This window comes from Acinetobacter sp. ANC 4204 (assembly GCF_002135205.1).
Classification (GTDB): Bacteria; Pseudomonadota; Gammaproteobacteria; order Pseudomonadales; family Moraxellaceae; genus Acinetobacter.
Genome location: NZ_NEFZ01000010.1, coordinates 33612 through 58212 on the forward strand (window position 1 = coordinate 33612; position 24601 = coordinate 58212).

The 24601-nt window shown below is 39.4% G+C and carries 19 protein-coding genes; 14 read left to right on the forward strand and 5 right to left on the reverse strand.

Annotation, left to right across the window (positions count from 1 at the left end; all coding sequences use genetic code 11):
- Positions 1–112: 112 nt before the first annotated feature.
- The 3 genes from B9T36_RS16405 (at position 113) to B9T36_RS16415 (ending at position 5474) form a co-directional block, all read left to right on the forward strand.
- Positions 113–1453 (forward strand): LLM class flavin-dependent oxidoreductase, encoded by a 1341-nt coding sequence (locus B9T36_RS16405; protein ID WP_086210523.1) that lies wholly within the window; start codon positions 113–115, stop codon positions 1451–1453.
- Complete coding sequence (locus tag B9T36_RS16410) at positions 1440–2837, forward strand: MFS transporter (RefSeq protein ID WP_086210524.1); 1398 nt, start codon at positions 1440–1442, stop codon at positions 2835–2837. The genes B9T36_RS16405 and B9T36_RS16410 overlap by 14 nt, the downstream gene beginning before the upstream one ends.
- 213 nt (positions 2838–3050) lie before the next feature.
- On the forward strand, positions 3051–5474 hold the full coding sequence (locus tag B9T36_RS16415) for a TonB-dependent receptor (protein ID WP_086210525.1): 2424 nt from the start codon (positions 3051–3053) through the stop codon (positions 5472–5474).
- 237 nt (positions 5475–5711) lie between these two features.
- On the opposite strand, the gene B9T36_RS16420 is transcribed toward B9T36_RS16415, so the two are convergent.
- Both B9T36_RS16420 and lipA read right to left on the reverse strand, forming a co-directional pair.
- Positions 5712–6803, reverse strand: a complete 1092-nt coding sequence (locus B9T36_RS16420) for a transcriptional regulator (protein ID WP_086210526.1) — start codon at positions 6801–6803, stop codon at positions 5712–5714.
- Positions 6804–7059: 256 nt separating this feature from the next.
- Positions 7060–8034, reverse strand: coding sequence for a lipoyl synthase (gene lipA, locus B9T36_RS16425; RefSeq protein WP_086210527.1), 975 nt, complete (start codon positions 8032–8034; stop codon positions 7060–7062).
- Positions 8035–8376: 342 nt separating this feature from the next.
- On the opposite strand from lipA, the gene B9T36_RS16430 reads away from it, so the two are divergent.
- The 6 genes from B9T36_RS16430 to B9T36_RS16455 are packed head-to-tail and all read left to right on the forward strand — an operon-like array spanning position 8377 to position 15200.
- Positions 8377–9339 (forward strand): thiamine pyrophosphate-dependent dehydrogenase E1 component subunit alpha, encoded by a 963-nt coding sequence (locus B9T36_RS16430; RefSeq protein WP_005237630.1) that lies wholly within the window; start codon positions 8377–8379, stop codon positions 9337–9339.
- A gap of 15 nt (positions 9340–9354) precedes the next feature.
- The gene (locus tag B9T36_RS16435; protein ID WP_004979604.1) at positions 9355–10374 is read left to right on the forward strand and encodes an alpha-ketoacid dehydrogenase subunit beta; all 1020 of its coding nucleotides are present in this window, start codon (positions 9355–9357) and stop codon (positions 10372–10374) included.
- 1 nt (position 10375) lies between these two features.
- A complete protein-coding gene (locus B9T36_RS16440) occupies positions 10376–11911 on the forward strand; it encodes a 2-oxo acid dehydrogenase subunit E2 (protein ID WP_086210528.1) in 1536 nt (511 codons plus the stop codon).
- A gap of 11 nt (positions 11912–11922) precedes the next feature.
- Positions 11923–13323, forward strand: a complete 1401-nt coding sequence (gene lpdA / locus B9T36_RS16445; RefSeq protein ID WP_086210529.1) for a dihydrolipoyl dehydrogenase — start codon at positions 11923–11925, stop codon at positions 13321–13323.
- Positions 13324–13334: 11 nt separating this feature from the next.
- On the forward strand, positions 13335–14120 hold the full coding sequence (locus B9T36_RS16450; RefSeq protein ID WP_086210530.1) for an acetoin reductase: 786 nt from the start codon (positions 13335–13337) through the stop codon (positions 14118–14120).
- 21 nt (positions 14121–14141) lie between these two features.
- Positions 14142–15200 carry a 2,3-butanediol dehydrogenase gene (locus tag B9T36_RS16455; RefSeq protein WP_086210531.1) on the forward strand — a complete coding sequence of 353 codons (1059 nt, stop codon included), beginning with the start codon at positions 14142–14144 and terminating at the stop codon, positions 15198–15200.
- A 914-nt stretch (positions 15201–16114) separates the two neighbouring features.
- Here B9T36_RS16455 and B9T36_RS16465 read toward each other — a convergent pair.
- Both B9T36_RS16465 and B9T36_RS16470 read right to left on the reverse strand, forming a co-directional pair.
- Positions 16115–17182, reverse strand: a complete 1068-nt coding sequence (locus B9T36_RS16465) for an HlyD family secretion protein (protein ID WP_086210533.1) — start codon at positions 17180–17182, stop codon at positions 16115–16117.
- A 16-nt stretch (positions 17183–17198) separates the two neighbouring features.
- Positions 17199–18731 carry an MFS transporter gene (locus tag B9T36_RS16470; RefSeq protein ID WP_086210534.1) on the reverse strand — a complete coding sequence of 511 codons (1533 nt, stop codon included), beginning with the start codon at positions 18729–18731 and terminating at the stop codon, positions 17199–17201.
- Positions 18732–18838: 107 nt separating this feature from the next.
- On the opposite strand from B9T36_RS16470, the gene B9T36_RS16475 reads away from it, so the two are divergent.
- Positions 18839–19732: a LysR family transcriptional regulator gene (locus tag B9T36_RS16475; RefSeq protein WP_171264498.1), complete on the forward strand. Its 894-nt coding sequence runs from the start codon at positions 18839–18841 to the stop codon at positions 19730–19732.
- 111 nt (positions 19733–19843) lie between these two features.
- Here the strand turns inward: B9T36_RS16475 and B9T36_RS16480 are convergent, their stop codons facing one another.
- Positions 19844–20740, reverse strand: coding sequence for a LysR family transcriptional regulator (locus tag B9T36_RS16480; RefSeq protein WP_228147021.1), 897 nt, complete (start codon positions 20738–20740; stop codon positions 19844–19846).
- Positions 20741–20880: 140 nt separating this feature from the next.
- On the opposite strand from B9T36_RS16480, the gene B9T36_RS16485 reads away from it, so the two are divergent.
- The 4 genes from B9T36_RS16485 to B9T36_RS16500 all read left to right on the forward strand — a co-directional run bounded on the left by B9T36_RS16485 (position 20881) and on the right by B9T36_RS16500 (position 24581).
- Positions 20881–21918, forward strand: a complete 1038-nt coding sequence (locus B9T36_RS16485; RefSeq protein ID WP_086210536.1) for a TIGR03571 family LLM class oxidoreductase — start codon at positions 20881–20883, stop codon at positions 21916–21918.
- The gene (locus tag B9T36_RS16490) at positions 21911–22708 is read left to right on the forward strand and encodes a sugar phosphate isomerase/epimerase family protein (protein WP_228147022.1); all 798 of its coding nucleotides are present in this window, start codon (positions 21911–21913) and stop codon (positions 22706–22708) included. The genes B9T36_RS16485 and B9T36_RS16490 overlap by 8 nt, the downstream gene beginning before the upstream one ends.
- An 11-nt stretch (positions 22709–22719) precedes the next feature.
- Positions 22720–23517: a sugar phosphate isomerase/epimerase family protein gene (locus tag B9T36_RS16495; RefSeq protein ID WP_086210537.1), complete on the forward strand. Its 798-nt coding sequence runs from the start codon at positions 22720–22722 to the stop codon at positions 23515–23517.
- Between the two features lie 296 nt (positions 23518–23813).
- Positions 23814–24581 (forward strand): acetoin reductase, encoded by a 768-nt coding sequence (locus B9T36_RS16500; protein WP_086210538.1) that lies wholly within the window; start codon positions 23814–23816, stop codon positions 24579–24581.
- Positions 24582–24601: the final 20 nt, after the last annotated feature.

Genomic DNA, 24601 nt, shown 5'->3' on the forward strand with positions numbered 1-24601 from the left:
AAAACATAAGTGAACGATATCGTTTACTTAAATTCTTATTATCAAATATCAAAAAACGATCAAGAAATTTGAAAATTTGTAATTTAAGTAAGCTCAATTATGTGAGAAAAATATGAGTGAATCAAAGCGACAAATAAAATTAGGGGCATTTTTACAGAGTGTGGGGCATCATCTAGCTGCTTGGCGACATCCAGAGGTGAATCCTGAAGACGTGACAAGCCTAGAACATTTAAAGAATTTGGCAAAAATTGCAGAGCAGGGCAAATTTGATGCTATTTTTTTTGCAGATGGTCTAGGTTGGCCACAAGCTGCACCGCATTTATTGGCTAAAGGAGCGCCTGCATACTATTGGGAACCTCTAACTGTTTTATCGGTACTGTCTCAAGTCACTGAGAAAATTGGCTTAATTAGCACGATCTCAACTTCATACTTAGCACCGTTCCATTTAGCCCGTTTATTGGCGTCTTTGGATCACATTAGCCATGGGCGCACAGGTTGGAATTTAGTGACTTCAGGCACTGACTTTGAAGCTAAAAATTTTAATTTAACTGAGCAAAACAAACATACAGAACGCTATTTACGTGCACGTGAATATGTCGATGTGGTCAAAGGTTTATGGGATAGTTTTGATGATGATGCCTATATATTTGACCAAACATCAGGTAATTTTTTTGATGCAAGCAAATTGCATTATCTCAATCATCAAGGTGAGTTTTATTCAGTTGCAGGACCATTACAATCTGCACGACCAGTACAAGGTTATCCTGTCATTGTGCAAGCAGGTTCCTCGGAAGATGGCCGCCACCTAGCAGCAGAGACTGCTGAAGTCGTGTTTACAGCACAGCAAACTTTAGAAGGTGCTCAGGCTTTTTATCAAGATATCAAAGCACGCGCGGCTGCTTTTGGTCGGGATCCAGACAGTATTAAAGTCATGCCGGGTATCATGCCAATTGTTGCAGAAACGTATGAGCAAGCTCTGGAAAAATTTGAACAATTACAATCTTTAATTGATCCAGTTGTCGGTGTTGGTTTGCTGTCTGCATTTTTAGGCAATATTGACTGGGAAAAATATTCTTTGGATGATCCTGTGCCTGATTTTCCCGTGACAGAAGGTTGGCAGAGCCGTCAGCAATTATTGCTTGATTTAGCCCGTGCAGAAAATTTAACCATTCGCCAGCTCTATAAAAAAGTCGCAGGGGCGAGAGGTCATAAAATTCTGATAGGCACACCAGTTCAAGTTGCAGATGAGCTTGAGCATTGGTTTAACAATGGTGCAGCCGATGGTTTTAATATTCTAGCTCCGACATTTCCGATTGGTTTAACCGACTTTGTCGAACAGGTGATTCCTGAGTTGCAGCGCCGTGGCCTGTTTAGACAAGAATATGAAGGTACTACCTTACGTGAACACTTAGGTTTAACCCGTCCACGGAGCCAATATCATGACGCAGCTTAACCTTAAACATGTGGAAGTAGAACCCGCCGAATTTGCTAAAGTTGAGCAACCCACTCTCGACTATTTGTTTGGACGCAAAGTCACAGCGAAAGTCTTTTTTCTACTATGCTTATTGATGGTTTTTGACTTTGCTGATCGGATGATTATTGCCAGTATTTTGCCATATATACAAAAAGACTGGGGTATTAGTGATGCACAGGCAGGTTTACTGAGTTCTATTTTGACTTTGGGCATGGTTTTGTTTGCTTTTCCAGTATCCATGCTAATTGAACGCTATGGCCGTATTAAAGTTGCCAGTTTGATGGGGATATTCTGGGGTATTGCGTCTGCTTTAGGTGCATTCAGCTCTAGCTTTTCTCAGTTAGCTACCACACGTTTATTTGTGGGTATCGGTGAAGCGGCGTATGCCCCAGCTTCATACTCGTGGATAAGTACCGCATTTCCACGCCGTCGATTACAACTAGCACTCGGTATCTTTTCTGCCAGTCAACCGATTGGTATGGCGGTCGGTATTGCCTTCGGTGGCTATGTGGCACAGCATTATGGTTGGAGACATGCGTTAGGGTTGCTCGCAATTCCAGGAATAGTTGTTGCATTTCTGTTGTATCGTGGCCGTGATTATCAAAGTGTTTTAGTTCATGAACATGTTGTACAAACCAAGCAGGCTCAATCTGGAACGTCTCATTCAGAAATATCTTTAGCTTCTTCTGTGCCATCTCGCTGGACCTTGATCAAACAGAATTGGAACGCGATTCGGCACACGCCTTCGTTGTTACTCACTTATGTCACTATGGCGGTCGTTACCTTACAGTGGATTCCTGTGGTGTTCTTTTTGCCAAGTTATTTACACCGTGTGCATCATTTAGAATTGGCGCAAGCTTCGCTCATGACCAGTGCATTTTTACTGGTGGGTATTCTTACTTTACCGCTCGGTGGTTGGGTTTTAGATCACCTGACACAACGTTTTTTTAAAGCAAAATTCTATGTTTCACTGGTTGGCTATGCTTTAGCTACAGTATTTTATGCAATTGCTTTTGGATTTTTGACAGATTTAAAACTGCAATTTGGTCTGATCGTTTTGGCAGGGGCAGTTTTAAGTTTTTGCAGTTCTGGCCCATTGAGCTTGACCCAAGAGTTAGTTCCTGTCTCTGCCCGGACTTTGTCGGGAACAACTTCTGTGATGACGATCCACTTATTAGGTTCAATCCCGGGGCCATTTATTGCTGGTTTGATTTCTGATGCCTATGGCATCTCTGCTGCACTTACAGTGCTTCCAATCATCAGTGGAATAGTTGCACTAGGGTTATTGGTCGCTGCTTTGTATTTTTATCCAAAAGACATTGCCAAAGTTAAGCATAGTCATTTCGAGGTCTTAAAACAATGAGTGTCGAAATATTATTTTTCTTCAACTATTCAATTGAACGGTTACAAAAGCACATACAACTTGAGCGATGTTGATTCGCTTAGATACTCAAAAAACGTTATTGGATCATTTAAATATTATTTTTCAATCGAAAAGTAAGAGCAGTTTTTGACTTCTAAAATGGTCCATTTTCGCAGTACATGCACTTAAAACACAATTTTTTCGGGGTAAATCATGAGTTTAAACACATTGAAAGTAGCAGGATTTCGCGTGGTCGCATCAAGACCATTTATATTCACCACACTGTCTGTTGCAATCGCGGCAGCATCACAATGCCTTTATGCAGAAGAATCACAGACTGACGTTGAACATCTAAAAGCCAGTGAGCAAAATGTAGATGCGATTCAGCTTGAAACAGTTACAGTTACCGCCCGTAGACGGGTGGAAAGTGAACAAAAAGTTCCAGCACCGATTACCGTGCTGAAAGGTAAACAGCTTGAAGAAGCCAAGATTTATCAGGTACAAGATTTACAACAACAACTGCCTAACTTCACCTCACAATTTATTCATGCGCGACAATCTAGTGTGGCTGTGCGAGGGATTGGCAATAATACTGCCAATGAAGGCTTGGAAGGCAGTGTAGGGATTTACTTGGATAATGTTTATTTAGGGCGACCGGGACAAGCGGTATTTGACCTATTAGATATTGAACAAATTGATTTACTGCGTGGGCCACAAGGAACTCTATTTGGTAAAAACACCACAGCAGGAGTTTTAAATATTACATCGAAGCAACCCATTTTTGATCGAGAAGGGAGTGCTGAAATTTCGGTAGGTGAGCGTGGCTATAAACAAGCGAAGGCGACGATCAACCAACCTTTGTCTGATACTGTAGCTGTTCGATTATCGGCTTATGGAACCCATGATGATGGTTGGGTTGAAAATACTCATACAGGTGAAGATCTCAATGAAATTAATCGCTTTGGTGCGAGAGGACAACTTTTATATAAACCTGACGATGCGTTTAGTCTAAGAATTATTGCTGAGCATAATCGCGAAGATTCAAGTACAGGTTCTTTGGTGCCTTATAGCTTTGCGCCTTGGAATCCAAATGGAAATCCAGCCAGCTATTTACCGTTAGGCGTAGCAGGTTCAAATGCAACAACCTATGCAGAGCGTGCTAAATTGCTCGGTGCAAAAAATATTGACCGTAATCCCTATGATTATAAAGTCGACTTCGATGCCGAACAGCAATCTAAAGTAGACCAAAGTGCTGCTTCTGCAGAAGCCAACTGGTTGTTTGACAATGGTTTTAAGCTAACCTCAATTACAGCATGGCGAGATTGGAATTTTAAACCCAAGAATGATTTAGACTTTACCCCTTTAGATGGTATTACAGGTGGCTTTGAAGTTGAGCAAGATCAGTTTTCTCAGGAAGTCCGCCTAGCCTCACCAAGCAGTGATACTTTCGACTATGTCGTCGGGGGTTATTATTTCTATCAAGATATTAGCAGTAACAATGCATATCGTACGGGGGCGGATGCAGCAGCACTTACAACGGCCTATCCGAACAATGCCTATCTCTCAGGGACAGGTCGTTCAACCACTGACAGTTATGCTTTATTTGGACAGTCGACATGGCATGCGACTGACAAGTTTGATTTAACCACAGGACTCCGTTTAACTTCCGAACGTAAAAGTGGCGAAGTTCAACAAAATAACGTCGAGCCTATTATCTATGCATCACTAAGCCCTTTATTTAAAGCATTTAATTCGGGGCCTTTATCAAGGAAAGACAACAGTGTTTCGGGGTTGGTGACAGCAAGTTACGCGTTTAAACCCAATATTTTAGGTTTCGCAACTTTCTCTACAGGGGAAAAATCAGGCGGCTTTAATATCAATAGTGTTGCCACGCCTGCTGCTATTCTAGGTAATGATGCTTTAAATATCGACCCAGAAAAAGCCGAAAACATTGAAATTGGACTAAAAACTACATGGTTAGATCAGCGCTTATATGCAAATATCAACGCCTTTTATACCAAAATTAAAGACTATCAGGCTGTCACCAATATTGCTTTAGGCAACCAGTTTTTAGGTCTGTTGACCAACGTTGGAGATTTGACCAGTCAAGGTGTCGAAATTGATTTAAAGGCGAAACTGAACCGTCAATTTTCCCTAAACTTCAATGCCGCATATACGGATGCAACTTTTGATTCGGGAACAGCACCGACACCTTTTGAAGAGTTTAATGGTGCCGGAGGGACAAGCGATAGTGGCTATGGCAAGGGTTACCGTGATATTTCGGGCAATCGCGTCAATGGTGCGCCACGTTGGACGGCAAATTTGACTGTTCAGCATCAGCATAACGTGTTTGCCAATGCACAGCACTATAGTTTAGTTAACTATGGTTGGCGCTCAGAGACTTTTTCAGATGTAAATAATTCAATTTATTCTAAAATTCCAAGTTATGGGGTATTGAATTTAACCACAGGTATTCGTATTCCTCATGGTAAAAACGACGTCGATATATCTATTTGGGCAAAAAATGCCTTGGATAAACATTATTACTTAGGTTTGGTTAATTCTGGAAATGGTGTTTATGCAGGCTCTGCTGCACAACCTCGAACAGTAGGGGCAAGTATTAAATACAGCTTTTAGTTAATGGATTTCTTGCATCAGTCATTTTTTGAGCTGTATTAAAATCACAATGAAAGTTCCTTCTCCTTTTTAAAGGAGAAGGCTAGGGAGAGGATTTTAGGAAGAATCCGCCCTCATTCTAAACTTGTGAATATAATTTACATATTGACGATGCCGAACTTTAATAAAAAGTAAGATCAGATTTGGGAATATAGTCTTTAACTTAGTATTTATTAAATTTAAAGTCAGCCACTGGATCTAAATAAGATCTAGAAAATAGTTACGATGAATACTGTCCTGCGGTAGCAATTCTAGTAGACGTTGTACAGCATCAATCCGGTCATGTGTCTGCCCAATAATTCGTAGCAGTTGATCTATATCTTCCATTTGATAAATCAACTGGCTTAAACGAGCATCAAAACAATGCCTCCATGTGCTGAGTAAAGGGCTTTCTGATTTAGATAAAAAGCTTCCCTTATATAGCGAGAATGTACTGGCAATAAGATTTGCATTCAACGAGTGTTCAGCACGCAAAAAGTCACATTGAACCTCACAGGTGAGTTTATAAATACGTGCCTCAATGCAATGCGGAAGCAGGCTACGAAGTTGTGAAAGCTCCGCTTTGAGTGTTTTTATACTAACATTACGTTCACCATAAAGGGCATAGTGTAATTCGTCTAAACCAATACCATAAGGATGCAAGGCTAAAATACAAAGTATTTCAATTTGACGGTGACTCAAGTTCAATGTATGTCCATTAAATTGGACCCAAGGTGAACCTAGTGCTTTAATATATAAAAAATTTTGCTGTTCAAATTTGATAGCCCGCTGTATTAAGTCTGAACAGCGTTCAACGGCAAGTAGCCCTAAAGGGGTATGTTTTTTATATTTTGTGGAAAGATTAATAATGCCATGAAATTGACCTGATGTTGGATCCCAGATCGGTGCGGCATAACAGACCCAGTCCCGAACACTATCCATTTGGTTTTCATGAGAATAGACACAACTTGACATTTGACTGTTTAAAGTCATGCCAATGGCATTGGTTCCAACCGCCTGTGTAGACCAGTGTCCACCCTCAATAAAATGAACCTGTTCAGCAGAAGAGAGCATTGCGGAACTACTCCATGTCCATAAGAGAGTCCCTTGATGGTCCGTCAAACCAATAGCCATGTCAGAATCATTGGCTATTCTTAATAAATCAGCATAATTGTGTTGGATAGAGCGACGAAATAAAGAGGTTTGATCCTCTTCTGGCAAAGCCAAAACAGGGGCGGCATGAACGATGTGCTGATTAATTAAATGGGTTGTTTGCAGCTTCTTTGCAGATGCGGTATTGAACAGGTTCATATCATATTCCTTTATGATGAGACTGTAATATTTTTAAACGTTATAGATCAGTTTTCAGATTATAGTCATTCATGCCATTTTCTTGCTCAGGCTTAAAATTGTTTTTCTTTGGTTTATTAAACCATCTCAATTTAGCTTTCTGTACCTTTAGGTTACTTTAAAAGTGTTCTTATGGGCTGAAAATGACTATTTCCATCTGAAATGTTAATAAACGTAACTGTTATATTTATCAATGAAGCATGTAAATAATGAAAAGTCATTCACGTATATATGGGGCAGGTACAGACTCGCCATAATACTGACGGTCAGCAAAATAACTTGATCTCACTAATGGCGCACTCCAAATGTTTTTAAACGCCAAGCGCACTCCATGAGTTTGATAATGCTTAAACTCTTGTAATGTAACAAAGCGATGAATTGGCGCGTGAGACTTGGATGGCTGTAAGTATTGACCAATTGTGACATAGTCAACTTGATAATCTTTCAAATCATTTAACAACACGATAACCTCAGCCTCAACCTCTCCTAAACCGACCATCAAACCACATTTGGTTGGGATATCTGGACAGTAGTGTTTAAATTTCTGGAGTAAATCCAACGAGTGCTGATAGTTAGATCCCGGTCGCATGGCTTTATATAGACGTGGAACGGTTTCAATATTATGATTAAAAACATCGGGTGGGTTTTGGCTCAGAATCTTGAGTGCAAGATCTGCACGACCACGAAAATCAGGAACCAAAATCTCAATCAAAGTCTCTGGACTGGTTTCACGAATTTCTCGAATACAATCAGCAAAATGCTGTGCTCCTCCATCTTTCAAATCATCCCGATCAACAGAAGTAATCACAACATATTTTAATTTTAGATTTTTCACTGTTTCAGCCAAATGCTTGGGCTCATTAAGATCCAATACATTTGGTCGACCGTGAGCAACATCACAAAAAGGACAACGTCGGGTACAAATATCTCCCATGATCATAAACGTTGCAGTTCCACCGCTAAAGCATTGAGGCAAATTAGGGCAAGCCGCTTCTTCACAAACGGTATGTAGTTTTTGTTGTCGTAGTAAATCCTTGATGATTTGTACTTCTTCTGGTTGACTGATTTTAGTACGAATCCATTCTGGTTTTTTCGGTGTTGTTTCTGTCTGAATAACTTTAATCGGAATACGTGCCATTTTTTCAGCGCCACGTAACTTCTTTCCTGTTAATACTGTGTTATTTAAATCCATTTCAAACACTCCGTCGTTTAAAATAATTAATATAGATCCTGATATTAAATAAGCTCTTTGAGTTGCATTAATAATATTAAAACAGTGCAAAAAACTTATCATATAAAATAAAGGTTGGTTAAAGGTTTGTTTTCATAGGTGATTGAACTATTGTAAAATTTTACAAAGATTTTTAATTTCATAACTTTTTGTTTTTCATATTTATCTTATATTTTTAGGAATAATATTTTTTTAGTCTAATATTAAATTAAATAAAAATATCTTTATATAAATATACGGTTTAAAAATCCAATCACTCATTTTTGGATTTTCTTTTAAGCGTAGTTAATAAGGAACAAAGATATGCAATTAACGGAAGAGCAATTGCTAGCAGCATACAAAAGAATGCGCGACATTCGTGAATTTGAGGATCGACTTCACGATGAAAATAATACAGGTGATATCCCCGGTTTCATCCATTTATATAGCGGTGAGGAGGCTGTTGCAGTCGGGATTTGTGAAAATTTAACAGATAAGGACTTCATTACATCAACGCATCGTGGGCATGGTCATTGTATTGCTAAGGGCTGTGACATTCACGCCATGATGCTAGAAATTTTTGGTAAAGATGATGGTTTGTGTCGTGGTAAAGGCGGCTCAATGCACATTGCGGACTTAGATAAAGGCATGCTCGGTGCAAACGGTATTGTGGGTGGTGGCCCACCTTTAGCGATTGGGGCTGCTTTAAGCGCCAAAACACTCAAGAATGGTGGGATTGGTCTGTCATTTACGGGGGATGGTGGGTCAAATCAGGGCTTAACTTTTGAAGCCATTAATATGGCTGTGGTGTTAAAGCTCCCTGTCATTTTTGTTTTTGAAAATAACGGTTTTGGTGAAGGTACTGCACATGATTATGCCGTAGGCAGTAAAGATATTGCAGGTCGAGCAGCAGGTTTTGGCTTACCTGCTGAAAAGGTAGACGGAACAGACTTTTTTGCTGTGTATGAAGTTGCACAAAAAGCCATTGAACGTGCCCGCCGTGGTGAAGGTCCAAGTGTGATTGAAACTGTAACCAACCGTTTTTATGGACATTTTGAAGGTGATCCGGGACTTATCCGTTCCAAAGAAGAACTGGATTATGTCAAAGAGCATAAAGATCCATTGAAGATATTCCGTGAAAAAGTCAAAGGCAAAATTGAGGAAGCCAAACTGGATGCAATTGATGCCCAGTCTAAAGCCAATGTAGACGATGCCGTTGCAAAAGCACGTGCAGCTAAATACCCAGAAGTCTCTCAGCTACTTACTGATGTTTACGTCTCTTACTAAAGGAATAGTAGAAAAATGCCAAATAAAAGTTATCGAAATGCGATTAAAGAAGCAATTGAATTAGAAATGCGCCGAGACCCAAGTGTCATTGTGGTCGGTGAAGATGTTCGTGGTGGGCATGGTGGTAAAAATACCGATGACAATAAACTAGAAGGTTTTGGTGGTGTACTTGGTGTAACCAAAGGCTTATGGACTGAATTTGGTTCTGAACGAGTCATTGATACTCCAATTACAGAGTCGGCGATTATTGGTATGGCGGCAGGTGCTGCTGCAACGGGTTTAAGACCTGTGGCTGATTTAATGTTTATGGATTTTTACGGCGTTTGTTATGACATGTTGTATAACCAAGCGGCTAAATTCCGCTACATGTTTGGTGGCAAAGCTAAAGCACCACTCGTCGTGCGAGGCATGATCGGTGCAGGATTTTCTGCCGCAGCGCAGCACTCCCAGTCTCCATATAACGTGTTTGCCTCAGTGCCAGGCTTAAAAGTGGTGGTGCCTTCTAGTGCTTACGATGTCAAAGGATTGTTAATTCAAGCCATTCGAGATGACGACCCAGTGGTCTTTTGTGAACACAAGTTGCTGTACGACATTAAGGGCGAAGTGCCAGATGAGGCCTACACCATTCCTTTTGGTGTCGCAAATTACACTCGTGAAGGCACTGATATTACCATTATTGCTTTAAGTTTGATGGTGCATCGTGCCAATGAAGTCGCTGATAAGCTCGCAAAAGAAGGCATTTCGGTTGAAGTGGTTGACCCTCGAACCATTTCTCCATTAGATGAAGACGGTATTTTAGAGTCAGTGGCTTCAACAGGCCGCGTGGTGATTGTAGATGAATCAGCAGCACGTTGTGGTTTCGGACATGATGTGGCTGCGCTTATTGCCCAGAAAGGCTTTCATTATCTTAAAGCACCAATCGAATTAGTCACACCGCCGCACTCACCCGTACCATTTTCACCAGTATTAGAAAAAGAATGGCTACCCAGTGTAGAACGCATCGAACAGGCTGTACGTAAGACGTTGGAGGCTTAGGATGAGCGAAATTAAAACCTTAGAAATCCCAAAATGGGGTTTGTCCATGGAAGAGGGCACGATTGCCCAATGGCTGATTCAGGAAGGTACGCAATTTAGTAAAGGACAGGAAATCTGTGAAATTGAAACCACAAAAATCGTCAATGTATTGGAGGCACCTTTTGATGGCTTGCTACGAAAAATTATTGCTAAAGATGGTGACACCCTTGTTGTAGGTGGAGTCATTGCAATTTGTGCAGACGCTCAAGTTTCCGATGCAGAAGTTGCAGCATTTGCACAGTCCTTAGGTGGAACACCTGCTGTAACTGAACATAAAGCGGTAGCAGCGGTTCCTGAAAAAGTAGCTGCGGCTCAAGTTGAAACCAAAGTACAAGCTACGCCTAAACAGAACAGTGTTGGTCATGCATCAAAAGTTGTGGCTCAGGGTGGATATTCAATTCCTGCTACGTTACAAGGCTTCCAACAAAGCGATGATATTTTTGCAACGCCACATGCCTTGAAATTGGCTGAAAAGCATAATGTGAACTTGGCTAAGATTACGGGTTCTGGACGTGAAAGCCGTATCAGTGTTCAAGATATTCAGGCCGCGGTTCAAGCTGCTGGTGGTTCTTGGCCAGATGTGCGTCATCAAGCCAGTACGAAAGCCGCGAAATCTAAAGTAGATGACAGTTATGTTCTAGCGACACCTGTAGCCCGCCGTTTGGCAAAACAATGGGGCATTAATTTACATGATTGTCGTACATCGGGTTCACGTGGACGAATCTGTAAGGAGGATGTTGAAGCAGTCTATCAACGTGAAAACCCTGTACAAGCTCAACATGCTGAGCATGGGCATCCAACAGAGTCAGCAAAATTCACCACCGTGGCTATGAATGGTATGCGTAAAGCAATCGCTGCACGGCTACAAGCAGCAAAACGCAATGCACCACATTTTCGCTTAACGATAGACTTAAATGTTGAGTCAGTTCAGGCTTTGCGTCAGCAAATTAACAGTACCGTACCGCAAGTCAAACTCTCCGTTAACGATATGCTGATTAAAGCTGCTGCTGCTGCACTGATCAAAGTTCCACAGGTCAATGTTCAGTTTGATGAAGAAAATCAGCAAATTTTACAGTTTGAACAGGCTGATATTTCGGTTGCTGTGGCCATTGAAAACGGACTGATCACGCCAATTATCAAAGCAGCGAACCGTAAATCTTTGGCGCAAATTTCCAATGATATGCGTGATCTGGCGACACGTGCCAAAACTGGAAAATTAGCACCTGATGAGTTTCAAGGCGGCAGTTTCAGCATTTCCAATTTGGGAATGCTTGGTATTCAACAGTTTGATGCCATTATTAACCCACCTCAAGGTGCAATTTTGGCCCTAGGTGCAGCAGAGAAACGTGCGGTCGTCGAAAATGATGAGATTGTTGTTCGTCAAATGGTGACAGCAACATTGTCTTGTGATCATCGTGTCATTGATGGTGCGTTGGGTGCTCAATTCCTTTCGGCATTTAAGCAGTTTGTCGAAAATCCTGCATTAATTTTGGTGTAGGAGGAATAGCCATGTCAGATACACAATTTGATCTTGTGGTTATTGGTGCTGGTCCTGGAGGATATGTCGCTGCGATTCGCGCAGCGCAACTGGGATTAAAAACAGCAATCGTTGAAAAACAACACTTAGGTGGAGTATGTCTTAATTGGGGATGTATTCCAACCAAGGCATTATTGAGCGGGGCTGCGCTTGCGCAGCAATTCAAACATGCAGAGCAGTTTGGCTTTACGCTTAACGCGGTTGATTTTGACATTCAAAAACTGGTCCGTCATAGCAGACAGGTTTCTGAGCAACTGGTGCAAGGTATCGGGCAATTATTGAAAAAGAATCAAATCACTGTTTTTAATGCAACAGCCCAATTTATTGCCAAAGAGCAATTAGAACTTACTGATGCAAATGGTCAAAAACAGCAGATTTCTGCACCGCATATTATTGTCGCAACAGGTGCACGTGCGGCCAATTTGCCTCATATTTCTGTAGATGGTGATCAGGTCTGGAGTTATAAAGAAGCCTTAGTTCCAGAACAATTACCAAAATCTTTACTGGTCATTGGTTCGGGTGCTATAGGCAGTGAGTTTGCAAGCCTATACCAAGACTTAGGTTGCCAAGTCGCCTTGGTTGATATAGCCAAGCAGATTCTCCCTAGCGAAGACATTGAAGTTGCCAAGTATGTGCAAAAGCAATTTGAACAGCAGGGTATGCAGGTTTTAACCGAAGCGACCGTAAAAAAAATAGAAACTGATCAGGCTCAAGTACATTGTCATATTGAAACGGCCACAGGTATGCAAATCATTAGCGTTGAAAAAGTGCTTTCAGCTATTGGCGTGAAACCGAATGCTGAAAATCTGGGCCTAGACGCTTTGGGTGTTGAATTTGAGAATGGTTTTATCAAAGTTGACTCATGGTGTAAAACCAATGTTGTGGGTGTTTATGCAATTGGCGATGTCGCAGGCGCCCCCTGTTTGGCACACAAAGCCAGTCATGAAGCCATTCTTTGTGTGGAGAAAATTGCGGGGCTAAGTCATGTACATGCTTTAGATCGTACACAAATTCCGGGCTGTATTTTTACCCATCCGCAAGTGGCTAGTATTGGTTTGACAGAACAGAAAGCGAAAGCTGCGGGCTTGAATATCAATGTGGGTAAGTTCCCTTTACAAGCCAATGGCAAGGCATTGGCTTTGGGCGATAGCGCAGGATTTGTTAAAACCATTTTTAGTCAGGAAACGGGTGAATTGTTAGGTGCTCACATGGTCGGACATGAAGTCACCGAACACATCCAAGGTTTTGCCATCGCAAAATACCTAGAAGCTACGGATGAAAGCTTAGCACAGGTCATTTTCCCTCATCCTACTTTATCTGAGGCGATGCATGAGTCGGTCTTGTCGGCAATGCAACGTGCCATTCATATTTAAGGAGTCGCAACATGCCTAGGGGTTTAAACAATAAAGTTGCATTAATTACGGGTGCAGCACAAGGAATTGGACGTGGTATTGCCTTACGTTTAGCGCAAGAACGTGTTCATATTGCTTTGGTCGATCTTCATCAAGAAAAGTTAAATGTTGTTCAAAAAGAGGTTGAAGCCTTTGGCGTAAAAGCCACTACATTTATTGCGGATATTTCAGATCCAATACAAGTCAGTCATGCAATTGATCATACCGAATCGGCACTTAATGGCTTTGATATCATGATCAATAATGCAGGGATTGCACAAGTCAAAGCTTTAGCAGAAGTAACACCGAATGAATTTAACCAAATCATGAACATCAATGTCGGTGGTGTACTTTGGGGGATTCAAGCCGCAGCAAATAAATTTAAACAACGCCAACAGGCGGGAAAAATTATTAATGCCTGCTCAATTGCAGGTCATGAAGGTTTTGCTTTACTCGGTGTTTATTCGGCAACTAAATTTGCAGTTCGTGCATTGACGCAAGCAGCGGCTAAAGAATATGCCAGTGCTGAAATTACTGTAAATAGTTATTGTCCGGGTGTTGTTGGTACAGATATGTGGGTCGAAATAGATCAGCGGTTCTCTGAAATTACAGGTGCACCAATTGGTCAAACGTATAAAAAATATGTAGATGGTATTGCTTTAGGACGTGCTGAAACACCAGATGACGTGGCTGCATTAGTTGCATTTTTAGCCAGTGAGGATGCAAACTACATTACAGGTCAGTCTATTTTGACAGATGGTGGAATGGTTTACCGTTAATATCAACATAAGGAATACAGAATGAAAGCAGCTCGTTTTTATGATCGAGGGGATATTCGAATTGAAGATATCCCTGAACCGAAAGTACTTCCAGGCACAGTGGGAATTCAAGTTGCATGGTGCGGTATTTGCGGTACAGATTTACATGAATTCATGGAAGGCCCTATTTTTATTCCACCTTGTGGTCATCCACACCCAATTTCGGGAGAATCTGCACCTGTAACAATGGGACATGAATTTTCAGGCGTGGTTTATGCAGTTGGTGAGGGTGTAGATGATATCCAAATTGGGCAACATGTCGTCGTTGAACCCTACATTATTGCTGACAATGTGCTGACTGGGCCGAATGATAAATATCATTTATCAAAAAATATGAACTTTATTGGTTTAGGCGGACGCGGCGGCGGTCTTTCTGAAAAAATTGCGGTGCAGCGCCGTTGGGTACATCCTATTTCAAATGATATTCCCTTAGACCAAGCAGCATTGATAGAACCTTTGTCCGTTGGTCATCATGCCTATGTACGAAGTGGTGCAAAAGCTGGTGATATCGCACTGGTTGGTGGAGCAGGCCCAATAGGTTTACTCTTATCAGCCATTTTAAAGGCCAAAGGTCTCACGGTCATCATTACTGAATTGAGTGCAAAACGTAAAGAAAAAGCGATAGAGGCTGGGGTTGCAGATTATGTGCTAGATCCATCTAAGGTTGATGTGGTCGCTGAAGTGATGAAAATTACGGAAGACCGTGGTGTTGATGTCGCTTTTGAATGTAGTAGTGTTAATAAAGTGATGGATACACTGGTGGCAGCGATGAAACCAACAGGGGTGGTCGTCATTGTTTCTATTTGGAGCCATCCTGCCACAATTAATGTGCATAGTGTGGTGATGAAAGAGCTAGATATTCGTGGCACGATTGCTTATGTCAATCATCATCAGGAAACAATCTGTTTAGTCGAGCAAGGTAAGATTAATCTAGAACCTTTTATTACCCAACGTATTGCATTAGATGATCTTGTATCTAAAGGCTTTGAAACACTAATTCACAATAATGAGTCTGCTGTAAAAATTATTGTTCATCCGTAGTTAGGCTTCGATACAACTTTATGTAATACATAGTGACAGAGAATGAGTCTGTATATGCAGACTCATTCTAATATTTGTATCAATAATTTCTCCAAATTTTAAATGACACTTGAAGCACATTTACAAAACAGTCAACTATGACAGATCAAAGGGTGTTTTAACCAAGGCTGACTATGTGTACATGCGCGATCTACTGGAGAACGTGCTAGAACAACTGCAAAATTCAGAATTAGACAACGATAGAGAAATAGATCAGCTCAAACAGTTTTTTATAAAACTCGATCATCACATTGATCGGTTGCGCGCGTAGATTTCGGCATAACGTATATTATGTTCATTAGGATACTCAGCAACGTGAATATAATTTTACAGATTCACGTTGCTGAGCTGTAGCACCAACTGCGTGCAATGACTACCTAACTATTAGAATTAAAAACTCAACAAGTATTTAAATATTATCAACTAAATTTCTTTATATAAAATAACATGACTATCTAATATTAGAATCTCATCCTTTTTGACTAGTTAATTCTTAGAATGAAAAAAACTCAAAAAATTACCTCAATTTCAACATTAGTCTTATCGACAATAGATCTCTTTCATATTGATATATGAGTTAATTTTATGAAAAATAAACTAAATCTATTTGGGCGAGTAGTTGTAGTCCGAAAAAAGGGGATGTATATCTAGAATGTTGCTATTCAACTGGTTAAACTCTGATCTGGCAAGTCACCAATTTTTTAGTGTGCCTGTCAGATCAAGCCTGAACTACTACGGCTTAGTATATGTAGGCCTGTTTATAGAATCGGATATCAGGTAACAATATGGCTTTTCTAATCTGAATTAAATCAATTATATCCTTTAAACTTTGTCTAAATATAATGATTAAACTAATAAATTGGTAACTATCAAGTTTATGCACATATTTTTGAGTTGCTGTAAAGATTAACTATAGCTGACATACCTATTGCGATACTTTCTAATCCAGGCTGATTCTCCGAAAAGCTGATTTTAACCGGAATACGTCGTACAACTTTAGTGAAATTACCACTTGCATTATCTGGTGGAAGTAGTGAGAGCTCTGAACCGCTTGCATTGGCAATACTATCTATACTTCCACAGAACTCTTTATTTGGGATTGCATCAATAGTGAACGAAACCATATTTCCTGAATGAATTTTGGATATCTGGGTTTCTTTAAGGTTAGCTTCAATCCATAAGTTTTTAACAGGTGCTAAAACGATAATATTTTTGCCTGAAGTTAAATACTCCCCTTGATGAACCTTTCTTGAAACGACTTTTCCATCCCTAGGCGCAATTAATTTTGTCGATTCAAGGTTCTCTTTTGCTTGAACTAAATTTGCTTTAGCTGCTGGTAGCATGGCTTGCAAAGAGCCCTTTTGTGCATCTAACACATTAATATTTTGTAATGCTTCATCAATTGAAATCATTGCGATATGAACTTTACTAGCTTGTGACACCTTCTCGTCGTAAGCTGCATCAAATTCCTGCTTACTGATCGCGCCATCTTGAACTAATTGATCAGAACGGGTGAAGTAATTGTCAGCTCTTAATTTACTAGCTTTTGCTGCTTCGATTTCAGCTTGTTTAACTTTGACTTGTTCTTTAGCTAACTTTATTTGCTCATCAATTTGATGAATATTTGCATTTAATTGATCAAGTTTGGACTGAGCTTCTTCTACGAGAGTATTAAAGTCAACTTGATTGATTTGGGCCAGTACTTGACCAGCTTTAACATACTGATTATCACCCACATAAACATGATCAACGTATCCACTAACTTTACTAGATACATACATTAAATCACCTTTTACGTAAGCATTATCTGTATTTTGGATGTCACTATTCCTACTCCAATTATAGTAGGTGTAAATTAACATCATTAAAATACATATAATAACAATAGTTGCTAATATGAACCGGAGAAAAGATTTATTTAACTGTATTGAAAGTTTCGACATGATAATTACTCTAGATTTAGCTCTGGCTTTTACATTGAGGACAAAACCAAACTAAGGCAGCCGTGATAATAAGCAAAAGTGCACAAAATAAAAAACCATCATTTATAGCTAAAATATATGATTGTTCACGTACAACTGTTGCCACTTTTGTAGTGCTAATATTTGAAAGTACTGAGAGATCATTAAAAGAAGGTGATAAAGTAGTCTGAATTTTGTTAATTACTTCTGCTGTAACAGATTCATCATTTTGAATATTAGGAGTTAAGATTGCTGAATGAAATTTCTCCCGCTCATTAATAAAATGGCTGAGAATTCCCAATCCACCTGATAAGCCCATAATGCGTGCATAGTTATATCCCATACCACATGTCGGACCCTCTATTGGAATTAATCCATAAAGAACCATATGCAGTGTCGCTAAACTATAGGTTCCAATTCCAATACCAGAAGCAAACATCACAATTGTAAAATTTTCAAAAGACCATGTGCTATCTGCTTGTATGCAATACAATGAACAACACGCAATAAGGAACAAGGCACTAGACATTATTATTCTTTGATCGATGTAAGTGCTGCAAAATAGAGCAATTAAAATTCCAATTAACGTTCCAGGGGCAAGAGGCCATAAAACTAGCGCTAACTGTTCAATGCGGTAATTTAAAACTTTGGTAAGAAAAAAAGGAATCAACCAAATAGCGAATAATGTCCCAAAACGAAATATGATTTGGTAAATCAATACCAATGAGAAAGGTTTAGAGAATAATGAAAGTTTAAATAATGGCTTATCCGTATTAAATAAATGCAAAACTGATAAAAATATGAAAGTTAATCCAATAATTATAAATGCAAGTATCCACCATGTTTCCAACCAAAAATAACGTTCACCTTCGGATAAAGCAATAAGAATAAAACCCAATCCTAAACTTACCAACATATATCCAACCCAATCAAAATTGCTAACATTATTTAGATCAATCGGATCTTCAACAAATAAAAAATCAGCTAAAATGATATAAAAACCAATAAAAATAGCTGGAATAATAAATAGAAATCTCCAATTGTCAGAAAATAAAAAAAGACTCCCTACCCATGCAGATATGCCCAGTCCAATGGCAGTAGCAAAAGCAAATAAAGATAATCCACGAGTTCTAATATGACCTGGTGGGTGAGTAGAAAATAAAATAATAAACATGATGACAGGTAGCATGCCAGCATAAAACCCATGCCAAAAGCGGAAAAATAATGCAATGGGAAAATTAGAGCAAAAAGAAATAATCAGTGAAGAAAATAGAAAACCTATTCCCGCAATTAACATAGTGCGTCTTCTACCGAATATCTTTGAGAACAAAAAAGTGATGGGTAAGCCAAAAAGTTGACCCAAATTATATAACGTAACCATCCAGCTGATTTCATCACGTGTTACTGAAAATGCCGCTGCTATGTCTTGTTGTGCAAGGATAATAGAGAGAGGAAAAGTGCTACTGATGATGGCTCCAAAAGCAGCGATACTCATCATCCAGACACGCTGAATTGGTGTAATGGAAAACATTTTAAGCAGACTATATAGAGAAAATGAATTTTGAAATTCTAGGGTAGGATTTGAAGTTCAGAAATAGGATATAATTAAAACCAATATTTCAAAAAATGGAAGTATGGATGAATCAGCAAACAGATGATTTCGTCTTTTTTGTAACTTTGGTTGAGTCTGGATCATTGACAAATGCTTCGATTACACTTGATATGTCTTTACCAACCGTCAGTCGAAAGTTGCAAAATTTAGAAAGTTACTACAATACAAAACTGATTCAACGAAATGCCAAAAGGTTCCGTTTAACAGAATCTGGGCAACTGTTGTTTATGCGTTCGCAAGAAATAATTTCACTCATCAATAATACAAAGCAATCCATTTCTAACAATCATAAAAATATTGATGGCAAGATTAGAATTGGTTGTTTATCTCAATTTGGAAGGCAATATCTTAATGAAATAATTAATGATTTCTCTAAAATCTATCCTGATATTATTTTTGAAATTTTATTATCAGATTCTCGTATGGATTTAGTGGAAGATGAGTTGGATTTCTTATTTCAGATTGAAAAGCCTATATCTGACAACCTTTCTTCTATAAAGTTTGTTTCAGGCCGTAGGGTTTATTGTGCTTCAGCAGAATATTTCCAAAAAAAAGATATGCCCGATAATCCCGATCAATTAAAAGTACATGATTGTATTTGTTTAACCAGAAATCATCACTTATACAATGAGTGGTTTTTTAATCAGTCAAAAAGTAGAGTACAAGTTATACCCAAATTGATAAGTAATAATAGTGAATTGATCCAGCAATGGTTGCTAGAAGGGAAAGGTATTGCGTCTAAACTTAGTTGGGATGTCGAGGAGGCATTACAACAAGGAAAATTAGTAGAATGTTTAAATCAATACAGTGATATTTCTTTAAATTTATATGTAGTATTTGATGAGACTTATTTTTTACCAAGGCATAAGGTTTTCTTAGATTTTTTAGTTAGTTATGCTTCTAAAGAGAAGAGTAATTAAGCTTATTTATGAACATAGAGATACTCGATGATTATACTTTATGGCATGATTTTAAAATCAAAAAAATTATCTACTTTATGATCGATATGTCAAAAAATTTAACAGTCCATTTTAATTGAATGACTCCCTAAAAGAGTTAACCATATAATCAATAAAAACTTTGATTTTAGGCAAGGACTGGCGACTCGAAGGCCATAAAATATAGACACTGCGATCATCTTGAATGTAATCATTCAGTACAATATTCAACTTTCCATCCCGAATTGAATCCTTGACCATAAAATTAGGTAACAAAGCAATGCCTAATCCTGATTCGGACATGGTTTTCAAGGGTTCAATTGCATCGGTAATGGCGGAAACTGGAATAGTACAGGTTGTTTCTTGTCCATGAATAAAGCCCCAATCTACCAATTTCTTGCTGGTCGGGTATCTATAGCGCAAACATTTATGATGAATTAAATCTGATGGTTGTTGGGGAATACCATTCTCGATGAGATATGTCGGTGAAGCTACGAGTAAATGCTGATAGGTATGAAGATGGCGGACTTTAAGCCGTGAATCAATAATTTGACCCACACGCATTACAATATCAAATCCATCCTCAATAATATTGACCAATTGATCACTAAAGCTTAATTCTAATTCTATGTCTGGATAGGTCTTTTGAAACTCAATAAATTTAGGCATTAGATGAATTGCAAATTGCGGCAATCCAACACGCAATTTGCCTTGCGGAGCAAATTTTATTTGGGCCAATTCAATTTTTGCCTCATTCAACTCAGATAAAATCCGTTGAGAGCGATCCAAGAATAGTTGTCCCTCTGCGGTGAGAGTAATTGCCCGAGTAGAACGATGGAATAAACTAATACCAAGTTCATGCTCTAATTTGACAATCGCTTTTCCAATTGCAGAGGAAGTTGTTCCTAATTTTCGGCCGGCTTCGGTAAAACTCCTTGATTCAGCTGCATGCACAAAAGCTTTCAATGCACCAAAATAATCGATCGACATGACTTAATTACATCCAAACTTTCCTATATGTTTTGAATATTAGCCTATTTTTCTTATATGAATAAATAATTAAAGTATGTGCTTTACTAATATTGCTATTTCATTGATTGAAGTAGCACTAGATTTTAAATGAGATAGCAATGACAGCAGCATATTCTTTAGCCCAAGTACCTGAAGATTTAAGAGATCATCCTGGATATTCACATGTATTTCAGCCAGGGCATTTAACATTTGGCTTTATTGCACCTCTAGAAAGTTATCCATATACGCCTGGGCCGTCATTAGTAGATCATGTCGAAATGGCACAAAAAGTAGATAAGGCAGGTTTTTCGGCAATTTGGTTAAGAGATGTTCCATTTTATGATCCAAACTTTGGAGATGTTGGACAAGGACTAGACCCTTTGACTTATGCAAGCTTTTTAGCTGCGATTACTCGTAGGATTACGATTGGTACAGCAGGAATTGTTTTACCGTTAAGGGATCCTTTGATTGTAGCAAAACAAGCAACAACGGTAGATCAGCTGTTAGGTGGTCGCTTGATTTTAGGTTTAGCTACAGGGGATCGTCCTGTTGAATATCCTGCTTTTGGTGTCGATTTTGAGAATCGTGCTGAAAGATTTAGAGATGCATTAGCTTTAATTAGATCAGTAACTGAACAAGATTGGCCTATACATGAATCAAAATTTTATGGCAAGTTGACTGGACAAATCGACTTGGTTCCAAAACCTGTAAAATCTCGTATTCCAACCATCGTGATTGGTTACGCAGGTCAAACCACCGAGTGGACGGCACAAAATACTGATGGCATTATGTCGTATATTTCGAACCCGATGCATATTCCAGAGATTATCGAAAGTTGGCGTGCTGCAAGCCCTAAAGATGTGTTTAAGCCATATGCTTATGGCACCTTATTTGAACTGGATCGTGATCCAAATGCACCAATTCAACCCGGCCGCGTGCTTCGTGGGGGCCGAAATGCGTTACGCGAATTGTGGCTCAGACAGCAAGATCAAGGCGTTTCGCATGTTGCACTGCATTTTAAACCCCAGCGTCGCCACGCCTCAGAAGTGATTGATGAGCTGGGTGAGCATTTATTACCACTTTTCCCAAGCCTATCACCAAACAAAGAAACCGTATCGAAAGAAGCTGCGGTACAGGAGGTTTCTGCTAATGCATGATCTTCATCATATGGACTTTATTTTCCAAACTAAATTGGGTACCTATTCGCTAGATGCTCAATGTGAAATGTTGGTCGAAACTGGCTATCAAGGCTTGACTGTTTCGGCATGGAGTCAGAAGTTAGATACGCTCGACCAAATTAAAACGCGTTGGGGGCTAGACGTTGGGGCCGTGTATCTTATTTATAGACAGGGCCTTGAGTCATTTGTCATCAATGCAGTGGAATCAATACAAGGTTGCCACAGTATTGAATTAGCACTGGACTCTGGCAAAGGGGTGACTGATCTAGATCGTAAGATTTTAGAGAAAATCCTACCGATCGCAGAACGACGTGGTATTGAGATTGTGCTTTATCCTCATGTTCGCTATGGCATGCAGACTACCTCTGAAGCCGTGCAACTGTGTAAAGCGTTTAATCATCCGAGTTTAGGCATTGTCTTTAATGGTTATCACTGGTACGCGAATCAAGAACAGTTACTGGAAGAACGACTGCAAGCCGTCAGTCTATGGCTGAAACAGGTCAACATCGCGGGGTGCCGCTTATCACCATTAGGCTGGGGCGGTGTTGCAACCATTGAGACTCTAGACGAAGGTGAGATGGATAACTTTGTCTTAATGGGAGCATTAAGACGTCTGGGATATCGTGGTCGTTATAGTGTCTTGGGCTGGGAAAGTATGGGTGGAGATGTCTTTGGTAATCTCGAGCGTTCTCAGAAAGCCTTCCGTTCTATGGAACAACGTCTGATTAAACATCCAGAATGGTCTGTTCTTGACTCATTGGCGTACTAGTCGAGGAATATATGCTTCATAAAGTTCATGCACTCGACTCATTCTTCTATAACTCTATGGGTGTTTATCAATTCCAGTCACAATGTGAAATGCTGTCAGAAATTGGTTTCGATGGCATTACTGTTTCTGCATGGGGAGGAACCCCGTTCACCAATCTGGACCTATTGCCGACTGTCAAAGAGCAATATGGTCTAGACATCGCAGGACTATATCTGGTTTTGCATGAAGGTCGGAATGACACCGTATTAAGGGAAATTATTGAAAGTGTTGAAGGGGTCGAGTTAATCGAATTGGCGGTGCAGACTTCAGTAAATGGGATGACTGGCATCTTGAAGACCATTGAATCTTATTTGCCTATTATTGAGCGTCGAGGTTTACGCCTTGCACTTTATCCGCATCTGAAACATGTTACCCAGACTACAAGTCAGGTGATCAAGATCTGTGAATACTTTAACCACCCTTTGTTAGGCGCTTCATTTAATGGTTATCATTGGTTTGCGATACAAGAGGGAGATTTACAGAAAACGCTGAACAATATCCGTCCATGGTTGATGCAGGTGGTGCTTTCAGGCAGTGCCATGTCTCAATTAGGTTGGGGTGGCGTGGCGACAATGGAACCGCCAGATCGTGGTGAGTTGGATAATTTTGCTGTTGTAGCTGAGTTAAAGCAGATTGAATATACGGGAAGTATTGGTGTATTGGGTTGGGATTATGCTGGTGATATTTATCCCAAACTGGAGCGTAGTTTGAAAAAAATGAAAGATATCTACCTGAAAGTAGAAAAACACCGAAATTGGACTTATATCTAAAAAAAATCCTGTTGTAAATAGCCACTATTTTTGTGGCTTTTCTTTTAGTTAATTATAGTGCAGTTTTCATCAATATACTATCAACAAGTTAGATGGAGAAGAGCTGTCTTTAAGAATGTATTTTGGATAATTAAGGAGAGATGATCATTTTTTCCTAAAAAAGATAAATAAAATCCAAGTTATAAGATCTTCTTTACATTATTTTAATGAGAATTCCTTATGGAGAGGAAGCAAGTGAGCAAAGCTCAATTGAATAAGAAATTTAAAACAATGGATAGTGTTGAGGTAAGAAGGTTATGAAAGTCGCAGTAGTAACAGGTGGAGCATCAGGTCTAGGTAAGGGTATTGCAGAGCGATTAGCTAAGGATGGTTTCAGCGTATTGATTTCTGACTTAAATCAAAACCTACTTGATCAAACTGAGCAAGAATTTTTGGATAAGGGTTATGCAATAAAACAATTTCAGGGGAATGTTTCAATTCAAAAAGATCAGAAAGCATTAGCACAAGTTGCTTTAGATGATTTTGGGAGAATTGATGTTTGGGTCAATAATGCTGGCGTGGAAAGCGTAGTACCATTTTCAGATATCACACAAGAGCAACTAGAAAAAGTTTTTGCTATTGATGTTTTTAGTGTCGTTTATGGTACTCAAGCTGCTGCAGAAATAATGAAAAAACAAGATGGCATTGGCAAAATTATTAATGCATGTTCAATTGCCGGACATGAATCTTATGAAATGCTTGCAACTTATTGTGCTGCAAAACATGCAGTTCGTTCACTAACTGTAGCTGCTGCAAAAGAATATGCAAAATATAATATTCGAGTTAATTCATATTGCCCTGGCGTTGCTGCAACCTCGATGTGGGAGCGTGTAGATGCTGCAATGGCGAAAGAATATGGTTGGGAGTCTGGCGAGGCAATGCAAAAATTCTCAGCAGGTATTCTATGTGGGCGTACGCAAGAACCTGCCGATGTCGGTAATATTGTTTCTTTCTTAGCATCTAGTGATTCGGACTATATTACTGGTCAATCACTTATTATTGATGGCGGAATGGTATTCCGTTAATCCATTTACATTCTTTCATT